The sequence below is a fragment of the Nocardia sp. CC213A genome (assembly GCF_030766805.1).
Lineage (GTDB): Bacteria > Actinomycetota > Actinomycetes > Mycobacteriales > Mycobacteriaceae > Nocardia > Nocardia otitidiscaviarum.
In genome coordinates this window covers 19,386-36,479 of sequence record NZ_JASFXA010000031.1, presented here as the reverse complement: position 1 = coordinate 36,479, position 17,094 = coordinate 19,386, and the positions used below count along the sequence as shown (strand labels likewise).

Sequence of the window (17,094 nt, the reverse complement as noted above, 5' to 3'; positions counted from 1 at the left end):
CCGATCGGCCCGGGGCGGCCGCTGTGCGGGGGGACCGTAGTGCTGGACGCGCACTGCGCTCCGGTGCCGCCACGCGTGGTGGGGTCCGGGTGATCCGGCCGACAGCGGCATCGGATAAGTGCCCAGGTCGCGGCATCGGATGAGTGCCCAGGTCGCGGCATCGCTCCCCGATGCGGCAGGGTGATGCACCATGACCGCGATCGACGGGCCGCCGACCAGCCGACGGCGGCATGTCCTGCGCCTCGCACTGTGCGTGGCGTTCCTGTCGACGATGTTCTATCTGGTCGCCATCGCGCGCGTGATCGATATCGACGGTGTACGCACCCTGGTCGCCGCGACCGGCCCCGCCGCGCCGCTGGCCTACGCGGCGGCCGCGGCGCTGCTCGGCGCGACCTTCGTGCCGGGGCCGATCCTGGCGGCGGGCAGCGGCCTGCTGTTCGGCCCCCTGGTCGGAACGTTCGTCACGCTGGGCGGCACAACCGGAACGGCGACCCTCTGCGCGTTCCTCGGACGACGCGCCGGTCACGCGAGTGCCCGCGAACTGCTCGGAACCGACCGCGCCGCAGCGCTCGACGCCCAACTCCGCCGCCGCGGCCTGTGGGCCGTCGTCGGCCAGCGTTTCATCCCCGGCGTCTCCGACGCGATGGCGGCCTATCTGTTCGGCGCACTCGGAATCCCGCTGTGGCAGATGGCGGTCGGCGCACTCATCGGTTCCGCCCCGCGTGCTTTCGTCTACACCGCGCTCGGCGCGTCGATCGGCGACCTGTCCGCCCCGCTGGCCTACGCCGCGATCGCGGTCTGGTGTGTGGTCGCGATTCTCGGCGCGTTCACCGCGCATCGCGGGTACCGCCTGTGGCGGCGATCCCGGACGGGTCCGAAGGTCACGACCACGCCCTGATCACGCCGCGTCCAGCACCCGCACCGCTCCGGCCCGGCCGTCCGCCGCCGCGTGAACGGGGCGGAGCGGCCGCGGCAGCCCGGGGTGACCGACCGCGTCGCGGAGCGCGCCGGCCGCCGCCCGGGTGATGAGGCGGCATATGGCGTCGGCCACCGGCACCGGTTGTTCGAGTATCACCGAATGTCCGGCGGTGTCGACCACGACGAGATCCGCGTAGTCGACGGCGGCGGCGATGGCGACCGAGTGCGCGGGCGGCGTCATCAGATCGGCCGCACCGCACACCACCAGGGTCGGGACCTTCGACAGGACGGCGAGAGCGTCGGTCTGGTCGTAGCTCATGAAAGAACTCAGGAAGCCGGCCATGGTGACGATCGAGGTCTGGTTGTGCATGGCGTTGGCGAGCGCGAGCACCCGGGGGCTGACCTTGCGGTCACCGAATTCGGCGGCCCGCACGATCGGCGCGAAGACCTTGCAGGCGAGAAGTTTCGCCCGCTGCATCACCGTGGGCGCGAACCGAACGGCGGTCTGGAACAGCGAGATGAGCGGATTGTGCAGCAGGCGGCCGAAACCGGCGTCGGCCAGGCCGCTCGCCGCGGTGGCGATGAGGCCGACGCCGACGATGCGGGTGCCGATCTCGTGCGGCCGCTGGCTGACGTAGGTGAGCACGGTCATGCCGCCCATCGAGTGCCCGACCAGGATCACCGGTCCGGTCGGGGCGACCGCGTCGAGGATGTCGCGCAGGTCGCGGGCGAGCTGTTCGAGGTGATAGGTGTGCCGGGGCGCGGCGGCGGACGCCCCGTGCCCGCGATGGTCGTAGCAGACGACACGCGCGCCCGGATACCGCGCCATGGCGTCGCGGACGTAGGTCCAGGACTCGGCGCGCAGGCAGTGTCCGTGCAGCAGGACCACCGTCAGCGGCGCGTCGCGCGGGCCGTACTCCCGCACCGCCAGGGCGACGCCGTCCGCTGTCCGGACCGTGGCACGACGGTGCGCCGAGGTGGCGGTGGTGCTCGTGATCGACATCGGTGGCTCCGGTTGCTGGGCGGGACATGTTCCACTGTCCGCCGTCCGGAGCGCCGATATCAGCCCACCGAGGGGTGGGCGCCGCCGCCCAGGGTGGAGCGAATCGCCACCTAGGTGGACCGGTTCAGCGTGGTGGCCGCCGCACCTTCATCGCGGCCCGCACGACCGGAGCGGGCACGCGGTCACGCATACCGAGCGCCGCCGCGGCCGCCCGCCCGCGCGCCGGGGTGCCGCGTCCGAACAGCCGGTTCAGCGGCCCGCCCGACGGTTCGAGGTCGATATGCAGGGGCGGGCGGCCCGCGGCGGCTCCCATCGCCTGGGCGATGACAATGCGCTGGATTTCGCTGGTGCCCTCGAAAATGGTGTACAGCTTCGCGTCTCGATACCACTTCTCCACCGGATGGTCGGTGATGTACCCCCATCCGCCGAGCGTCTGGATCGCGCGTTCGGTTGCCCGCACGGCGATTTCGCTGGCCGCCAGTTTGGCCATCGACCCCTCGCCGTGTTCGAAGGGGACTCCGCGCGCCGCCATCCAGGATGGCGGCGGTGGGCCGAGCCGTACCGGCCCACCGCCGTCGCGTTACGCCTCGAGTGCCGGCTGGTCGACGGCCCACAGCCAGGATCCGTCCGGTTGTCGCCGGGCGATCTCGACGGTGATCTCACCGGTGGTGAGGGTGGACGCGGTCAGCGCCAGGTCGCCGCTCACCAGCGCCGGATGCTGCCGTCCCGGGGTGAGCACCGGCGCGGCCGCGACGAACTGCTCGTAGACCTTGCGGATCTCCGCGTGCCCGGTGGCGAGGCTGCCGGGCGGGAAGGCCAGGACGGCATTCGGCTCGTACAGCGCCACCAGTCCGTCGACGTCGCCCGCATTGGCGCGTTCGATGAAGTACTTGCCCAGGTCGTTGGGGTCGGTGGCCTTGTCGTTGTTTGTCATGCCGATAACCCTGCCAACGAAACACGACATCCTCTGTCAGGTATTTCCGATAGAGTTCTCGGCATGCGCGCCGACCGATTGGTCTCGCTGGTGCTGCTGCTGCGTCAGCACGGTCGACTGTCCGCCACCGCGCTCGCCCGCGAACTCGAGGTGTCCACCCGCACGGTGCTGCGCGATATCGAGGCGCTGTCCGCGGCCGGTATCCCGGTGTACGCCGAACGCGGGCGGCGGGGTGGGTTCGCCCTGCTGCCCGGCTTCCGCACCGAACTCACCGGGCTCAACCACGACGAGGCGCTCGCTCTGCTGGTCGCCGGATCACGGCGCGGCGCACTGGCTTTCGGCCTCGGCACGGCGCTGTCCTCGGCCATGCGCAAGGTGGTCGACGCGCTCCCGGACAGCAATCGCGCCACCGCGACCGGCGCGGCGCAGCGGCTGCTCATCGAACCGGAGACCGACCTGCTCGCGCGCCGTCTGATCGCCGAGGACGTACCCGACGCGATCGGGGCCGAGGTTCGGCGGGCGGTATTCGCCGGGTACCGGCTGCGCATCCACTACGCCGCCGTGGACCAGACGCCGCGGTGGCGGACGGTGGACCCGATCGGCCTGGTCACCGTGCGCGGCCAGGGGTATCTGATGGCCACGCGGTCCGGGGCGGAGCGCACCTATCGGCTGTCCCGGATCCGGGCGGCGGAAGTGCTCCCCGAACCCGCGCGGCGCCCGGACCGCGTCGATTTGGCGCGGGCCTGGGAGGAGCGCGCCACCCGCTTCCGCACCGGCGGCGAGCAGGTCACCGTGCTGGCCCGGGTGCATCCGGCGCGGCGGGCGGAATTGGTGGGCACCGCACTGTCGGTCGGCACCGAGGCCGACGACCCGGACGGCTGGGTCCGGCTGGAAGTGACCTTCCAGGATTCGAGACATGCCGAATGGGCGCTGTGGCAGCTCGGCACCAGTGCGGAAGTCCTTGCGCCGCAATGGCTGCGCACCTCGCTGCGCGACCGCGCCGCCGCGATCGTGGCCCACTACGAAGCATCCCCCTGAACGCGCCGACCAGCACCGAAAACGACTACCCGGGGCAATCCCGCCCAGGTAGCGTCACCGCCATGGCCTGCCGAATCACCCAACTCCTCATCGACTGCGCCGACCCGCAACGACTGGGCGACTTCTGGTGCGAGGTCCTCGGCTACGTGGAACTCGGCTGGGAAGACGGCGCCCTCGAAATAGGCCCGCCCGACACCGGATTCGGCGGTCCCCAACCCACCCTCATGTTCCTCCCCAACCCCGAACCCAAACGCGCCAAACTCCGCCTGCACTTCGACCTCAACCCCACCGACCGCGACCAACACACCGAACTCGACCGCCTACTGGCCGCCGGCGCCCGCCCCATCGACATCGGCCAGGGCCCCGACGTCTCCTGGCACGTCCTGGCCGACCCCGAGGGCAACGAATTCTGCCTCCTGCGACGCCGCGTGGAAGCGGTAGGGAGCCCGTCGAGCACATAGTTCGCGCGGACAGCGCTACTCGCGAACTTCCGGCAGTCGAATCGAGAGGACTTCCTTCAGCTCATCCATCGTCCTGGAGAAGGCCGCTTCGATATCAACCTCATACCGATGAGCCAAGATGAGGATCGACCAAAGACAATCGGCGAGTTCGTGCTCCATTCTCGGGGTCGTCGTGTTGGCTGCGCCCCGGGGGCATAGGGTCGACCCGTGTCGACACCCGCGCTGTTCGCACCGATCGAGCCGTACACGAGCGGAATGCTGCCTGTCGGTGATGGGCATGAGATCTATTGGGAGAGCACCGGCAATCCCCGGGGGAAGCCCGCGTTGTATCTGCACGGTGGGCCGGGCGGGGGGATCGGGTCCGGCTATCGGCGGTGGTTCGATCCGGAGAGGTATTTGATCGTCGGCTTCGAGCAGCGTGGCTGTGGTCGTAGCCGACCGCTCGTCACCCCGGACGCCGCCGCGCTGGCGACGAACACCACGGCGCATCTGATCGCCGACATCGAGGTCCTGCGTGAGCATCTCGGCATACGGTCGTGGCTCGTCGACGGTGTCTCCTGGGGTACCACGCTGGCGTTGGCGTATGCGCAGGCCCACCCGGGGCGGGTCGACCAGTTGGTGCTGATGTCCACCACGTTCACCGATTCCGATGCGGTGGAGTGGATTACCGAAACGGTGGGACGGCTGTTTCCCGTCGAATGGGACGCCTTTCGCGGCGCGGGCGGTGCACGGCCCGACCAACGCCTGGTCGACGCCTACTACGACCTGCTCACCGACACCGATGAACAGGTTCGGACGCGGGCGGTGGACTCCTGGATGGCTTGGGAGGACGCACACGTCTCGCTCGGCGCGAAACCGGCTGCCGACGAGCAGGATCCGGTGTGGCGACGGGTGTTCGCCACACTGGTGGTGCACTACTGGAAGCACGCGGCCTTCCTACCGCCGTCAGCGCTGCGGGATGGTCTGCCCGCACTGCATCACATTCCCGCAGTGCTGATCCAGGGCAAGCTCGACGTCAGCGGACCGGCGGCGACCGCGTGGGAATTGCACAAGGCATGGCCGGGATCCCGCTTCGTCCTGATCGACGACGAAGGGCACGGTGGTCCCGCGATGATCCAGGCGATGATGCGGGCCATCGCCGCATTCGCCGAGCAGCCCGAGCCGTAGGTCCGCCCGGCGGCCGAGCAATCCGTGGATCAGCCGTCCACCACCGCCGCAACAGCCTCCACCTCGACGAGTTGATTGTCGTACCCGAGCACGGTGACGCCGAGCAACGTACTCGGTGGATCATGAGGGTCGAAGGCGTCTCTCACCACCTCCCAGACCGCCACCAGGTCCGCTTGGTTCGAGGAGGCAACATAGACGCGGGTGCTGATCACATCGTCGAGACGGGCACCGGCTTCGGAAAGGGCGACGCACAGGTTCGCCATGACCTTCCGCGCCTGACCGACGTAGTCACCGACCGCGGCGGTGGAACCGTCGGGCTCGAGGGGGCAGGCTCCGGCCATGAAGATCAAGCGCGCACCGGCGGGAGCCGTCGCGGCGTAGGCATATTCAGCCGTGTCGGAAAGAATGCCGGAGCGGATGAGGGTGATGTGTTCGGGCATGTGGCCATCATGTCGCACGCCGGACGATGCATCGATGCCACCAGAAGACCGGACGCGCAAGCCAATGACAAGGGTTCGATTCATGCGGAACAGGCGGCGGCGGAGCCGGGCGACGGTGCGCACGCCTGCCGAACGGCGCGCCGCGCTGATACTCGCGCTGGTGTGCCTGGCCGTCGGCTACTTCTTCCTGCATGTTCTGGTCGATCTGGCCGGACACACCACGCGCGCGCTGGCCGCGTCCTGGGCCGGGCGGGGCGACGGAGCGGGCATGGTGTACGACCGCCGGAGATTCACGGCGTGATCTTCGTGATGCGTAGTGCCGCGAAATCGATCCTCACCCAGCGACAGGCTGTGAGAGCTTCCGCTCGAGGGCACGCATCACGGCCGGGCGGATCAGTTCGATGAATGGTCCGGTCAACCGCCAATAGCGTTGGAATCGCCGCCGACTGTCCTCGTCCGTCGCCGCCACGCGGGTTTCCAGGGTGAGGATGCACGCGTGGGCGCCATAGGGGCTGACCCTGGTGCTCTCGGCCATCTTGGCGAACCCCGGCTCGTCGAAACCGGCGAAGTTCTCCGCGGTAACAGGCTTCTCGGGTTCACCACCGAGCGCACGCCAGGGTTTGGTCACGGTGCCGAAGACGAGTTCGGAATGCGGGCGCTCACCCAACAGCATCCAACCGTGCTCCGGTAGGTCCCGCACCCGAAACGTCGGCGGTTCCGGCGGCACCGCCTCGCCCCGCCGCCGCGCCCGCACATCGGAGATCCGCGCCGGTAGCCCACGGGCCGCGATCAGCAATCGCGCGAGCGGAAGTCGATACAGATCGATGGTAACCGCCGCCTCGAAAACCTCCGCGGGCGGCGCTCGGAAAACCCGCGAAACGGAGACGACGTGGTCGTAAGTGGGAAGAAAGTCGTCCAACACCAAGGTATCGGTCATGTCATCCGTCCTAGCTGCGCTGTCACCGCCATCGGCCACAGATGTTCCCGGTATCGATTTGTCCCGCGTCAAGTAGTTGGCAGGTTTTCGGGTTCGGGAAAGTTGGGGACGTAGGGGTCGGCGCCCCCGGTGTGGACGTCGTGTGGCCGGTTCCAGGCGATCGCCTCGTGCGGGCGGACGGTGTTGTACTCGATGCGGTATTTCTCGGCGTGCTCGACGAGGTCGAGCGCCGAATCGATCTCCTCGAGGAACAGGCGCTCGTACTTCAGAGACCCGAATCCTCGCTCGCGGGAACCGTTCTGGCCCGGACTGCGCACCCTGGTGCGGACATGGGCCAGCTCGGGGTGGGTGGCGATGAACGCCTCGAACCGGAACGACCGGAACGGGCCACCGTTGTCGGTCACGATCGTCACCGCCGCAACAACATTGCCGCCGGTGTCGCGCTCGCAGGCATCGATCAGCGCATGCCCGTGCAGCTGTTCGTAGTCGGCCAGGGCGAGCTCGATCGCGGCGATGGCGTCGTGCTGGTTCGCAGTCGGCGACACGTGCCAGGGGTGCTCGTATTTCGACCAGTAGTCCCGGCACCCGGCGATGCGCCACGTCCCGCCGGCAGTGGTCTCGAACTCACTGAAGTCCAACTGCCACACCTGATTCGGGCCCGTGGGCTCGGTCGCGAACGCCACCTTGCGGCGCTGCGCGAGCTGGCGGCGCTCCCGCTGGTAGGCCGCGGGCAACAGCAGGCCCTCGTCACGCAGCAGCCGCAGCACGGTGGCCTGGGAGACCCGGTGCCCGTCGTGACGGCACATCGCCCACACCTTGCGATGCCCCCATGCCGGATGCGCCAGCGCATGCCGCCGCGCGGCCTCCCGCACGGCTTCGCGGGCCGGACGCGGCCACGACCCCTTCACCGGCACACCGGACCGGGCGCGCGCCTGCCGACGCCGCCACGTCCGCTCGGGCACACCGACCACCTGACAGAACCTCGTGGTCGGCATGCCCGCGGACACGCGGATCACCTCGAGGTCCTCGAAGGGCCCAACCGACCCTCCGCGGACTTCTTCCACACCCGCGCGGCCAGATGCGCTTCACCCAACGCCTGGGTCAGGTCCGCGATCTCGGCCTCGAGCTGCTGCTCGCGCGTCGAGGACCCGGACTTCCCCGCTACCAGGCCGCTGCGGCCGGCCTCGAGGAACTGCCGCTTCCAGTTCCCCACCGACTGCTCGGACACCTTCGCCCGCCGGGCCGCCTCGGCGACACTCACCTCACCGGCCAGGATCGACAACACGATCCGGGCCTTCTCCTCGGCCGGCACAGCCGCTGGTCTCGCCATGAACGATCAGACTCCTCTTCACAGGTCACGCCCGCAAGAAACGGGCCCTGCCACAAAGTCTGACGCGCGACAGATTGTCCCCCGATCAGCATCCACCACCGCCGCAACGACCTCCATCTCGACGAGTTGATTGTCATGGGGCGCATACTGAGTCACCGACATTCGGGCCGCCCATGGTGCCGAAGATCCGCACTTCCCCCGCCCGCATTTCGGATTATGCTGCGGCCGTGGAGTTTGACAGCAAACCAGGTTTGCGTGCCGTCGACCTGACCGCAGCAGTGGCCCTGCTCGCATTCGTGGTGTTCGCCGGAATGACCGCGACGCTGATGATCGGCTTCGTCGGTGCCCCCGGGGGAGAATCCAGCGCGTGCACCGACCGGTGCCGCACCTACGTGGACGTAGGCGCTGGCCTGATGTTTTTCGGAACGCTTGGCGCCGGGTGCGTCGCACTGGTGCTGATGGCGCGGAGTTGGTCGCGTAAGCGTTCCTTGCTGATATGGCCAGTGCTGGCGATTCCACTGCTGATCGGTGTGGGGGTCGTCAGCTTCCTGCTGGCCGTGAACGGTCCTGCGTGACGTACTTCTCCTGCCATCGACCGAGAAATCTCGAGCCCCGCGCCGAACTAGGACAGTATCTGTCCTATCCCTGCGCCACAATCGAATCATGAGCGACTTCGAATCGACTGCGGAACAACCGGATCAGCCCGCGATCACCGACTACGACGACCCGAACGCGCCGTGGAACCAGGCGTGGGACCAAGAAGGCGGCATCGCCGACTGGAACGCCGATGTGATCGAGGAGTTTCGGAACAACTCGGGCAAGGTGGGCGGTGCCTACGCGGGTGGGGACCTCATCCTGCTCACCACCACGGGGGCCAGGAGCGGTAAGCGGCACACGACTCCGCTGGGACCCCTGTACCGGGGCGACACCATGTACGTGAGCTCGTTCATCGAGGACAAGTACCCGGCCTGGTGGTACAACATCAAGGCGAACCCGCGGGTCACCATCGAGTTCCGGGGTAAGACCCATCAGGGAACCGGGAAGGTGCTGGAAGGCTCGGACTACGACGAGTTCGCGGCCTGGGCGCTGGCCGAGAACCCACTGCTGGCGGACTTCCAGTCCAAGGTCGACCGACCGATACCGCTGGTCGTGCTGACCTTCGACGACGAGAGCTGAACGCCCCAGCCGATTCGGGACGAGCGGAATCAGGAACCCGCCAGCTCGTAATCGGCCGCGTCGACAACCGCGCGGACAGCAGCGGGTCGAGACTGTCCGCTGCTGGTCACCCTGAAGAAGTCGGTACCGACGTCTACGGTGATCGCCGTGACACCTCCGGACTGAGGTGGGGCGAGATCGCTGATGCGCCACACTGCATCTGGAGGTGTGCCGGCTGACCGCTGGAGGCCATGGAATGCCGCGACGGCCTCGTCGTTCCAACTCCGCACGCAGGAAGCGGCTACGCTCGCGAGGAGTGAGCCACCTGGCTCACTCGCGACTGTGCTCGGCGGATCCACACAGGAGGATGCGGTGATCAGCAGTTCGAAATCTGGACGCGGCAGGGCGGCGGTCGCGATGGGCTTGGTGGCGGTGATCGCGCTGGCGGCGGCCTGCTCGTCGAATTCCTCGGAATCGGCGGAGCCGACCGGGGCCTCCGCTCCGACCGCCGATGATCTGGCGGTACAGGCGTACGTGTACACCTACCCCCTGGTGGCGGTGGAGGTGACGCGGCGGCAGTCGACCAACTATCCGGCCCGGGATCCATTGATCGGTGCGGCCCCGATGAATCAGCTCGCGCCACTGCACTTCCTCCCGGACGCGACGTTCAAGAACGTCGTGCGGCCCAATGTCGACACCCTCTACACGTCGATGTTCTTCGATGTCGCGCAGGAGCCGCTGATCATCAGCGTTCCCGATATGGGCGACCGCTACCACCTGTTCCCGATCATGGACATGTGGACCAATATCGACGCCTCCCCGGGTTCGAGGACCCTCGACGACGTGTCGGGTTACGAATTCGCACTGGTCGGTCCCGACTGGCGGGGCAGTCTGCCCGAGGGGGTGCGTGAATACCGGCTCGCCACCGATTCCGGCTGGATGATCGGCCGCATCCAGGTGGATGGCCCCGACGACGTACCGAATGTGATCGCCATCCAGGACCGGATGACCGCGGTCCCGCTCAGCGCCTACGGCACCTCCTACACGCCCCCGCCCAACACCGACCTGCATCCGGACTGGCCCCGGGACCAGGAGGTCGCCAAGTACATCCACGATCTGACCCCGCAGCAGTACTGGGAGCTGTACTACTCGAGCCTGTCGCACTCGCAGACCCGTCCCGGCGACGAGACCCTGCTCGACCGGCTGGCGTCCATCGGCTGGTCCCCGGAGACGAAGCTCGACCTGAGCGCCCTCCCGGATGCCGAGCGCGCCCGGTGGGAGCAGGCGTGGCCGAAGGCGCTGGAGCAGATCGAGGTCGACCTCGGCAACGACGAAGTCAACGGCTGGAAGATCGCGCGCAGCGATATCGGCGACTACGGCACCAACTACGCCGCCCGCGCGGTCGTCGCCTACGCCGGTCTCGGTGCGAATCTGCCGCAGGACGCGATCTATCCGGCCACCCGCGTCGACGCGAGCAACACCCAGCTCACCTCCGAGAACTCCTATGTGCTGCACTTCGACGCCGACCAGCTCCCGCCCGTGCAAGGCTTCTGGTCGCTCACCATGTACGACGAACAAGGATTCTTCGTCGACAACCCGGCAAACCGCTACGCCGTGCGGGGCGAACGGCTGACCAAGAGTCCCGACGGGTCGGTCGACGTCTATATTCAGCGCGAAAACCCCGGCACGGACAAGGAATCCAACTGGCTGCCCACGCCTGCCAGCGGAGACTTCAATATGCTGCTGCGGCTCTACTGGCCCGATCAGGCGATCATCGACGGTAGCTGGAACCCGCCCGCCGTCACCCGCGACTGACACACCGAACCGGCCGTCCGGCAGCGTAATTCAGCCGCCGGACGGCCATTCCGGAGGGCAGGTCCGCCCCTCCCCCGCCCCATCGATGTCCAGGCGCTGCCACGAACGAGTTCACCTGTGGCACTGAGTAATCCGCGTTTTCTATGCTGGAGGCCGGTCAAGGGGGCATCCAGTGAAGCGGCTTCTCTTCCTCATCCTCGCGATTCTCCTGGTGGCGTCGATGCTCGACTACACCACGGCATCGGGGAACTATCCCCTGGTGGTGGCGGCCGGACTCGTCGCCGCCCTGCTACTCGTCGACCGGGCGATCGGCTGAGGCCGACCTCCCCGCCGTCTCGACCACAGCCGAAAGCCATTGCCTCATTAACCATTGCCTCAGTAATGAATCGGACCATCCACAGCAGACAGCGGGCGGGCCGAGGCGCCGCCGGTCTCGGCGATGATCTGAGCCGCGATGGAGATGGCGGTTTCCTCCGGGGTGCGGGCGTTGAGGTCGAGACCGAGCGGGCTGTGGAGGCGGCGCAGGTGCCCCGTGGTGAGACCCGCCTCGATGAGACGGGCGCGACGGTCGTGGTGTGTCCGACGGGAACCGAGTGCTCCGACGAAAGCGAGAGTGGGGATGGTGAGCGCCTCGCCGAGCACGGGGACATCGAACTTGGGGTCGTGGGTGAGAACGCAGACCACGGTGCGGGGGTCGAGTCGGCCCGCCTCGCGTTCCCGGCGCAGGTAGCGGTGCGGCCAGTCCACGACCACCTCGTGGGCGGCGGGGAAACGGGCCGGGGTGGTGAAGGTTTCGCGGGCGTCGACGACGGTGACGCGGTAGCCGAGTTGGGCGGCGGTGCGGCTGAGGGCGCGGACGAAGTCATTGGCTCCGGCCAGGATCATGCGGGCGGGCGGCCCGAAGCTCTGCACGAAGGCGCGCGGCGGGAAGGCGGAGTCATCGCATGCGTCGGAGCCGATCGCACCGGTGCGCCCCGCCCGGGCCATGCCGACGGCATCGCGGGACGGAGGCGAGACCTCATCGGGCGGGGCCGGGGCAGCTCGGAACGGGCCGTCTCGAGATGTGGTGTCATGGGAGGGCGCGTCACCGGCCAGGGGGTCACCGGCCAGGGCGTCACGGGACGGCGCGTCACCGGACAGGGCGTCACGGGACAACGCAGCTCGGGGTCGGGCACCGATCGGGCCGGGGTGGAGCAGCTGCCAGGACGGGCTGGCATGGATGCTGGTCACCAGGGCGACCGGGTGACCGGCACAAATATCGCGATGCAGGGCCTCGAGCAGCGGCAGCTGCGCGGCGTCGACCCGCTCGACGAGGATCTCCATCTCGCCGCCGCAGGTCAGGCCGACGGCGATACCGTCGGGGTCGGCCACGCCGAAGCGTTCGAGAACGGCGTCCGCGCCGCGCAGCACGGCGACCGCCGAGTCCACCACGGCCGATTCGACGCAGCCGCCGGACAGGGAACCGATGACCTCACCCGACGGGGTGACCAGCATGGCGGCACCCACCTCGCGGGGTCCCGCGCCGGTGACGTCGATAATGCGTGCCAGCGCGACCGGCCCGCGACGGACCCGGTCGAGCAGTTGCGGCAGCAGCTCGCGCACTCCCCCATCATCACAGCGAGGCGGTCGGCACGCACGCCGCAGCGCGGATATGGCGAATATTCGGCTATCGATAGATCGATACCGGCAGAAAGCCGTCGAGCTGCGAAATCCAGTTCCGCTAGGCCAGTCCGCGCCGCTTGTCGGCCTGTGCCCGCATCTCCGCCGCCATCCTCTCCATCTCGGGCGTGATCTTGAAGTGTCCGCCCCAGGCATTCAGATCGTCCGGGCCGTACTGCGGCGTCGGCAGGATCTGGCGCAGCAGCTGGTCCGGCAGCCCGCGCCGCTGCCATTCGCGCGGATAGCCCAGCGACACCTCCTCGTGGCGCACGCCCTCGTGGAAGGTGGTGCGCGGAATGTGCAGGTGACCGTAGACCGAGCACACCACGTTGTAGCGGATGTGCCAGTCCTCGGTGAGTTCGGTGCCGCACCACAGCGCGAACTCCGGGTAGAACAGCATCTTGGTGGGGTCGCGCAGCAGCGGGAAATGGTTGATGAGCACCAGCGGGGTATCGGGGGCGAGCGCGTCCAGGCGGCGCTGGGTGTACTGCACGCGGGCGTGACACCACGCGTCGCGGGTGGCGTACGGCTGCGGGGAGAGCAGGAACTCGTCGGTGGCGACCACATTGCGGTCCCGGGCGATGGACAGGCCCTGCGCCTTGGTGAGCGCACCGTCGGGCATCCACGAATAGTCGTAGAGGACGAACAGCGGAGCGAGGGTGACCGCGCCGCCGTACTCCTCCGCACCCGCGCCGGTCCAGACCGGGAACGGGTCCTCCGGGGTGATCACATCCAGGTCGCGGCACATCGAGACCAGGTAGTCGTAGCGGGGAGCGCCGTGGATCTGCACGGGATCCTTTGCGGTGGTCCACAATTCGTGGTTTCCGGGCACCCAGATCACCTTGGCGAAGCGGCCGCGCAGGGTTTCCAGCGCCCAGCGGATGTCGTCGGTCTTCTCGCCCACGTCACCGGCCAGGATCAGCCAGTCCTCGGGCGAGTCCGGCCGGATCCGCTCCACCACCGGTTTGTTGCCCTGATGACCGACATGGATGTCGCTCACCGCCATCAGCTTCGGATTCACCCAGCTCCGCCTCTCTGCTCACGACCACGCGCCGCACGCACTCCCTGCGGCAACAGCGGCGGCTCCCACCAGATTCCCATGCGCGGTCGCACGCTGCTCGAGCCGCCCACGACTGTGCTGGTCAGCCGCCCACGACTGTGCGATTACCCCGCCCACGGCTCTGCTGATCACCCGCCCACGGCTGTGCGGGCTCACAACTCCCAGCGGATGCGGGCGGACGGCGCGAACCCGACCGCCACCGTGAGCATTCCGTTGGGCTCACGCCGGGTGGAGGCGATGGCGATATGGCAGGGGCGCGGGATATCGGCGGGCAGGCGGACGCCGCCGTCGATCTGGTAGCGGGTGTTGGTGAGCTTCCAGGCGCGGGCATCGGGATCGTCGGGGGCGACCGGCGGGGAATCGGTGCGGACCACGACCATGACCTCGGTGACGCCGAGCGGCCAGTCGAAGGTCAGCACATCGCCGCGGATGGCGAGGTTCTCGACCACGGGGATGCCACTGGGTGCGGGTTCCGGCGACGTCGCGGCCCCCGGGTGGGCACCGGCACCGGTCGACGCGCCCGCACCCACGGAGGCATCAGCCGCGGCCGCACCGGTCGTGGCAGGGGCAGTGCCCGCCCCACCTGGAGCGAGCGGTGTGGCGGCTCCGGTGCTCATATCGGTCGCGGTCGCCGGGATCGCTGTGCGACTCGCACAGGTGGCGGCGCTCGGGCCAGCGGCGGCGGTACCGGAGCCAGCGGCAGCACTCACGCCGGCCGCGGAACTCGCGTCCGCGGCGGTACTCGAGCCAGCAGCGGTACCCGAACCAGCGGAGGTACTCGCGTCCGCAGCAGCACTCACGTCCGCAGCAGCACTCACGTCCGCAGCAGCACTCACGTCCGCGGCAGCACTCACGTCCGCAGCAGCACTCACGTCCGCAGCAGCACTCGCGTCCGCGGCGGTACCCGAGCCAGCAGCGCTCGACGGAGCAGCGCCCGTACCCGCACCCGCGGCGGCGTTCGCGCGGGCGGCGGCTCGCGCGGCACGGCGGTCCGGGCGGGTGATGTCGATGCGGCCGGGAATCGATGGGGTCGCGGCGGGGGTCGGCGGCGGCGTGCTCGGGGCGTCGGTTCGGCTCATGTCCGAGCTGCGGCCGGACAGGGTGGCGACCACGCCGTAGACCGGGAGCGGTCCGTCGGGGGCGCCGCCGTCCTCGAGTTCGGTGGTGCGGGTGCGGCCGACCACCCGCCAGGTGTCATCGGGTTGCAGGCGGGTGACGCGGTATTCGACATCCGCGGTGGGTGAGGGTGCCCAGGTGAGGGTCACGGTGCCGTCGGGTTGACGGATGGCCGTGAGCGCACCGGGCGGGTCGATGGGTACGGCGGCGAGGGCGGCGCGAGCGCCGGTGTGGTCGGCGCAGAGCTCGAGGACCGCACGCATGGCGCGCATGCGGGTGTCGAGGGGGCCGGTGGGGGCGGCGGCGAGCAGCTGGTCCGCGTCGGCGATGGCGGCGCGGGCCTCCGCGAGGAGCTGCGAAAGATCCGCGCCACCTTGCGGATTGGGGACGTCGGAGGCATGGCGCTCCAGATACTGCAGGTGGTCGAGGGCCTCGACATAGCGTTTGCCCGCGCAGCCGACGGTGGCCGAACGCCATCGGACCACCGCCTCGGCGAGCACCCGATCCACCTGCTCGGCCACGGGGCGCACCGAGGTCATACCGGTGCCGTCGGCGTCGACCGCACGCCGCGCCCGCTCCACATGGTGGGCGGCCTTGCGCGGATGCCCGGCGCGCAGCGCGGCCCGTGCGGCCTTCAGGGGTTCCTCCCAGGCGCGTGGGTGCGGACTCGCGGAGGTAGTGCCGTACCCGCCCCCGGATGTCGAACCGCGGCGGTCGGAGCCGTGACCCGAAGCGTCCCGCGCCGCACCGCCATGCGGGAAACCGTGGACAGAACCGCCCTGTGCCCCGGTGCCGTATCCGGACCTCTGCGCCGAACCGCCTTGTCCCCCACCGTCGTATCCGAACCCCTGCGCCGCACCGCCCTGTCCCCCGGAGCGGTATCCGGATCCTTGCGTCGCACCGTCAGGTGCCTCGGTGGTGTGAGCGGACCCATGCGCCGAACCGTCCGGTTCCGGTCCTCTCCGCGAGGCGCCGTGGGCCGAATCGCCTTGCGCCGCTTCCCGGTGCGATCCGTCGTGGGCCGCGCCACCCCGCCCGACACCCGGTGCAGACGTCCCCCGAGCGTCCGGCACCCCCGTGACGCCCTCCACGGTGGATCCCAGCTCGGTCGCGAGCCCGATGACCACCTGCTGCGCCGTTGAGTGGTCCAGTCCGCCCGCGATGGCCTCGTGCACCAGGAAGTCGTAATCCGCTTCCACCAGTTGGTCTTCCACCAGGATGGCGGCGCGGACCTGGGGGCGCAGTTGGTCGGCGACGTCGGCGGCGATGGCGCGCAGATAGTCGTCGACGGTGTGGCCGCCGGGTTCGAGCAGATCCTGGACGTGTACCAGCAGTTCGTCCAGGACCACGCGGACGCGACCGGGGGGCAGTTCGCGGGTGCGGGCGCGCAGCGCTTCGGCACGCAGCCGGATCTCGGCGGTCTCGTGGGCGCGGGCGTAGTCCAGACCGAGCAGCACGAGCAGGGTCGGAACGGGGTCGCCGGGGAGCAGGCGTTCGTACTCGGTGAGCAGCTGGCGGATCTGCTGACGCCGCTGCGCGGTCACCTCGGTCGTGAGCGGCGCTGCGGCCGTGGGGGTTTCGTCGAGAATCCGGTGTCGGCGCAGCCGGGCGGCGATCTCGTCGGCGTCGAGTCCGCTGAGCTTGCCGATATCCTCGAGGCCGGGGAGCTTCGCGGCGGGAATTCCGCCGTGTCGGTTCACCATTCGTTCGATGGCGGTGTCGAGCATCTCGTAGCGCTCGCCCTCGCGCCGCGCCCGTAGCTGCCGTACCCGATCGGCCTCCACCCGCCGTGCGGCCGCCGACAGCAGGGGGTACGACAGCTCTTCGTGGCCGTCCACCAGCAGCCCGACCAGCACCCGGTACTTCGGATGGTCGCGCTGCTTCTGCCAGAAGCCCCACACCTGCTCGATCCGCGCTTCCACCTCGGTGTCGGTGAGCGTGGTCGCCTCGTCGAGCGGAATGTCGTAGAGCTCGAAGGCATCCGAATGCTCGAGGCCGCCGCGGCGCTCCACGGCGGCGAGCACGCGTTTGCGATAGTCGTTGGGGCTGAAGGGCTGCATC

General features: G+C 69.2%; 18 protein-coding genes and 1 pseudogene. 9 read left to right on the top strand and 10 right to left on the bottom strand.

The features are described from left to right. Positions 1 to 190: 190 nt before the first annotated feature. On the top strand, positions 191 to 898 hold the full coding sequence (locus tag QJS31_RS35325) for a TVP38/TMEM64 family protein (RefSeq protein ID WP_306358835.1): 708 nt from the start codon (positions 191 to 193) through the stop codon (positions 896 to 898). Here QJS31_RS35325 and QJS31_RS35320 read toward each other — a convergent pair whose 3' ends face one another. The 3 genes and pseudogenes from QJS31_RS35320 to QJS31_RS35310 form a co-directional block, all read right to left on the bottom strand. Further along, positions 899 to 1,921, bottom strand: coding sequence for an alpha/beta fold hydrolase (locus QJS31_RS35320; RefSeq protein WP_306358834.1), 1,023 nt, complete (start codon positions 1,919 to 1,921; stop codon positions 899 to 901). Positions 1,922 to 2,045: 124 nt separating this feature from the next. Then, positions 2,046 to 2,459: pseudogene (locus QJS31_RS35315) on the bottom strand (acyl-CoA dehydrogenase family protein); the annotation flags it as partial. A 42-nt stretch (positions 2,460 to 2,501) separates the two neighbouring features. Continuing rightward, complete coding sequence (locus QJS31_RS35310; protein WP_195147649.1) at positions 2,502 to 2,855, bottom strand: nuclear transport factor 2 family protein; 354 nt, start codon at positions 2,853 to 2,855, stop codon at positions 2,502 to 2,504. A gap of 63 nt (positions 2,856 to 2,918) precedes the next feature. On the opposite strand from QJS31_RS35310, the gene QJS31_RS35305 reads away from it, so the two are divergent. From QJS31_RS35305 to pip, 3 genes are all read left to right on the top strand, one after another. Next, a complete protein-coding gene (locus QJS31_RS35305; protein ID WP_282784323.1) occupies positions 2,919 to 3,893 on the top strand; it encodes a YafY family protein in 975 nt (324 codons plus the stop codon). Between the two features lie 62 nt (positions 3,894 to 3,955). After that, positions 3,956 to 4,354 (top strand): VOC family protein, encoded by a 399-nt coding sequence (locus QJS31_RS35300; RefSeq protein WP_282784325.1) that lies wholly within the window; start codon positions 3,956 to 3,958, stop codon positions 4,352 to 4,354. Positions 4,355 to 4,561: 207 nt separating this feature from the next. Further along, positions 4,562 to 5,521: a prolyl aminopeptidase gene (gene pip, locus QJS31_RS35295; RefSeq protein ID WP_306358833.1), complete on the top strand. Its 960-nt coding sequence runs from the start codon at positions 4,562 to 4,564 to the stop codon at positions 5,519 to 5,521. A 29-nt stretch (positions 5,522 to 5,550) separates the two neighbouring features. Here the strand turns inward: pip and QJS31_RS35290 are convergent, their stop codons facing one another. Then, positions 5,551 to 5,961 carry a RidA family protein gene (locus QJS31_RS35290; RefSeq protein WP_306358841.1) on the bottom strand — a complete coding sequence of 137 codons (411 nt, stop codon included), beginning with the start codon at positions 5,959 to 5,961 and terminating at the stop codon, positions 5,551 to 5,553. A gap of 82 nt (positions 5,962 to 6,043) precedes the next feature. On the opposite strand from QJS31_RS35290, the gene QJS31_RS35285 reads away from it, so the two are divergent. After that, the gene (locus QJS31_RS35285) at positions 6,044 to 6,262 is read left to right on the top strand and encodes a hypothetical protein (RefSeq protein ID WP_306358832.1); all 219 of its coding nucleotides are present in this window, start codon (positions 6,044 to 6,046) and stop codon (positions 6,260 to 6,262) included. Positions 6,263 to 6,295: 33 nt separating this feature from the next. Here the strand turns inward: QJS31_RS35285 and QJS31_RS35280 are convergent, their stop codons facing one another. From QJS31_RS35280 to QJS31_RS35270, 3 genes are all read right to left on the bottom strand, one after another. Then, positions 6,296 to 6,898 carry a hypothetical protein gene (locus tag QJS31_RS35280; protein ID WP_282784331.1) on the bottom strand — a complete coding sequence of 201 codons (603 nt, stop codon included), beginning with the start codon at positions 6,896 to 6,898 and terminating at the stop codon, positions 6,296 to 6,298. 68 nt (positions 6,899 to 6,966) lie between these two features. Beyond that, entirely contained in the window at positions 6,967 to 7,914 is a 948-nt protein-coding gene (locus QJS31_RS35275; protein WP_306358831.1) for an integrase core domain-containing protein, read from the bottom strand. Further along, entirely contained in the window at positions 7,911 to 8,228 is a 318-nt protein-coding gene (locus QJS31_RS35270) for a helix-turn-helix domain-containing protein (RefSeq protein ID WP_282777634.1), read from the bottom strand. Before QJS31_RS35270 ends, QJS31_RS35275 begins: the two co-directional genes overlap by 4 nt. Positions 8,229 to 8,455: 227 nt before the next feature. Here QJS31_RS35270 and QJS31_RS35265 point away from each other — a divergent pair, with 227 nt between their 5' ends. The 4 genes from QJS31_RS35265 to QJS31_RS35250 all read left to right on the top strand — a co-directional run bounded on the left by QJS31_RS35265 (position 8,456) and on the right by QJS31_RS35250 (position 11,514). Further along, a complete protein-coding gene (locus QJS31_RS35265; protein WP_282785530.1) occupies positions 8,456 to 8,803 on the top strand; it encodes a hypothetical protein in 348 nt (115 codons plus the stop codon). Between the two features lie 88 nt (positions 8,804 to 8,891). Beyond that, the gene (locus QJS31_RS35260; protein ID WP_282785531.1) at positions 8,892 to 9,404 is read left to right on the top strand and encodes a nitroreductase/quinone reductase family protein; all 513 of its coding nucleotides are present in this window, start codon (positions 8,892 to 8,894) and stop codon (positions 9,402 to 9,404) included. A 351-nt stretch (positions 9,405 to 9,755) separates the two neighbouring features. Then, on the top strand, positions 9,756 to 11,198 hold the full coding sequence (locus QJS31_RS35255) for a DUF1254 domain-containing protein (RefSeq protein ID WP_306358830.1): 1,443 nt from the start codon (positions 9,756 to 9,758) through the stop codon (positions 11,196 to 11,198). A gap of 172 nt (positions 11,199 to 11,370) precedes the next feature. After that, complete coding sequence (locus tag QJS31_RS35250) at positions 11,371 to 11,514, top strand: hypothetical protein (RefSeq protein ID WP_282785533.1); 144 nt, start codon at positions 11,371 to 11,373, stop codon at positions 11,512 to 11,514. 59 nt (positions 11,515 to 11,573) lie between these two features. Here the strand turns inward: QJS31_RS35250 and QJS31_RS35245 are convergent, their stop codons facing one another. From QJS31_RS35245 to QJS31_RS35235, 3 genes are all read right to left on the bottom strand, one after another. After that, positions 11,574 to 12,800 (bottom strand): XdhC family protein, encoded by a 1,227-nt coding sequence (locus QJS31_RS35245; RefSeq protein WP_306358829.1) that lies wholly within the window; start codon positions 12,798 to 12,800, stop codon positions 11,574 to 11,576. A gap of 118 nt (positions 12,801 to 12,918) precedes the next feature. Beyond that, positions 12,919 to 13,863 carry a metallophosphoesterase gene (locus QJS31_RS35240; protein ID WP_372341772.1) on the bottom strand — a complete coding sequence of 315 codons (945 nt, stop codon included), beginning with the start codon at positions 13,861 to 13,863 and terminating at the stop codon, positions 12,919 to 12,921. 206 nt (positions 13,864 to 14,069) lie between these two features. Next, the gene (locus QJS31_RS35235) at positions 14,070 to 17,093 is read right to left on the bottom strand and encodes a hypothetical protein (protein ID WP_306358827.1); all 3,024 of its coding nucleotides are present in this window, start codon (positions 17,091 to 17,093) and stop codon (positions 14,070 to 14,072) included. Position 17,094: the final 1 nt, after the last annotated feature.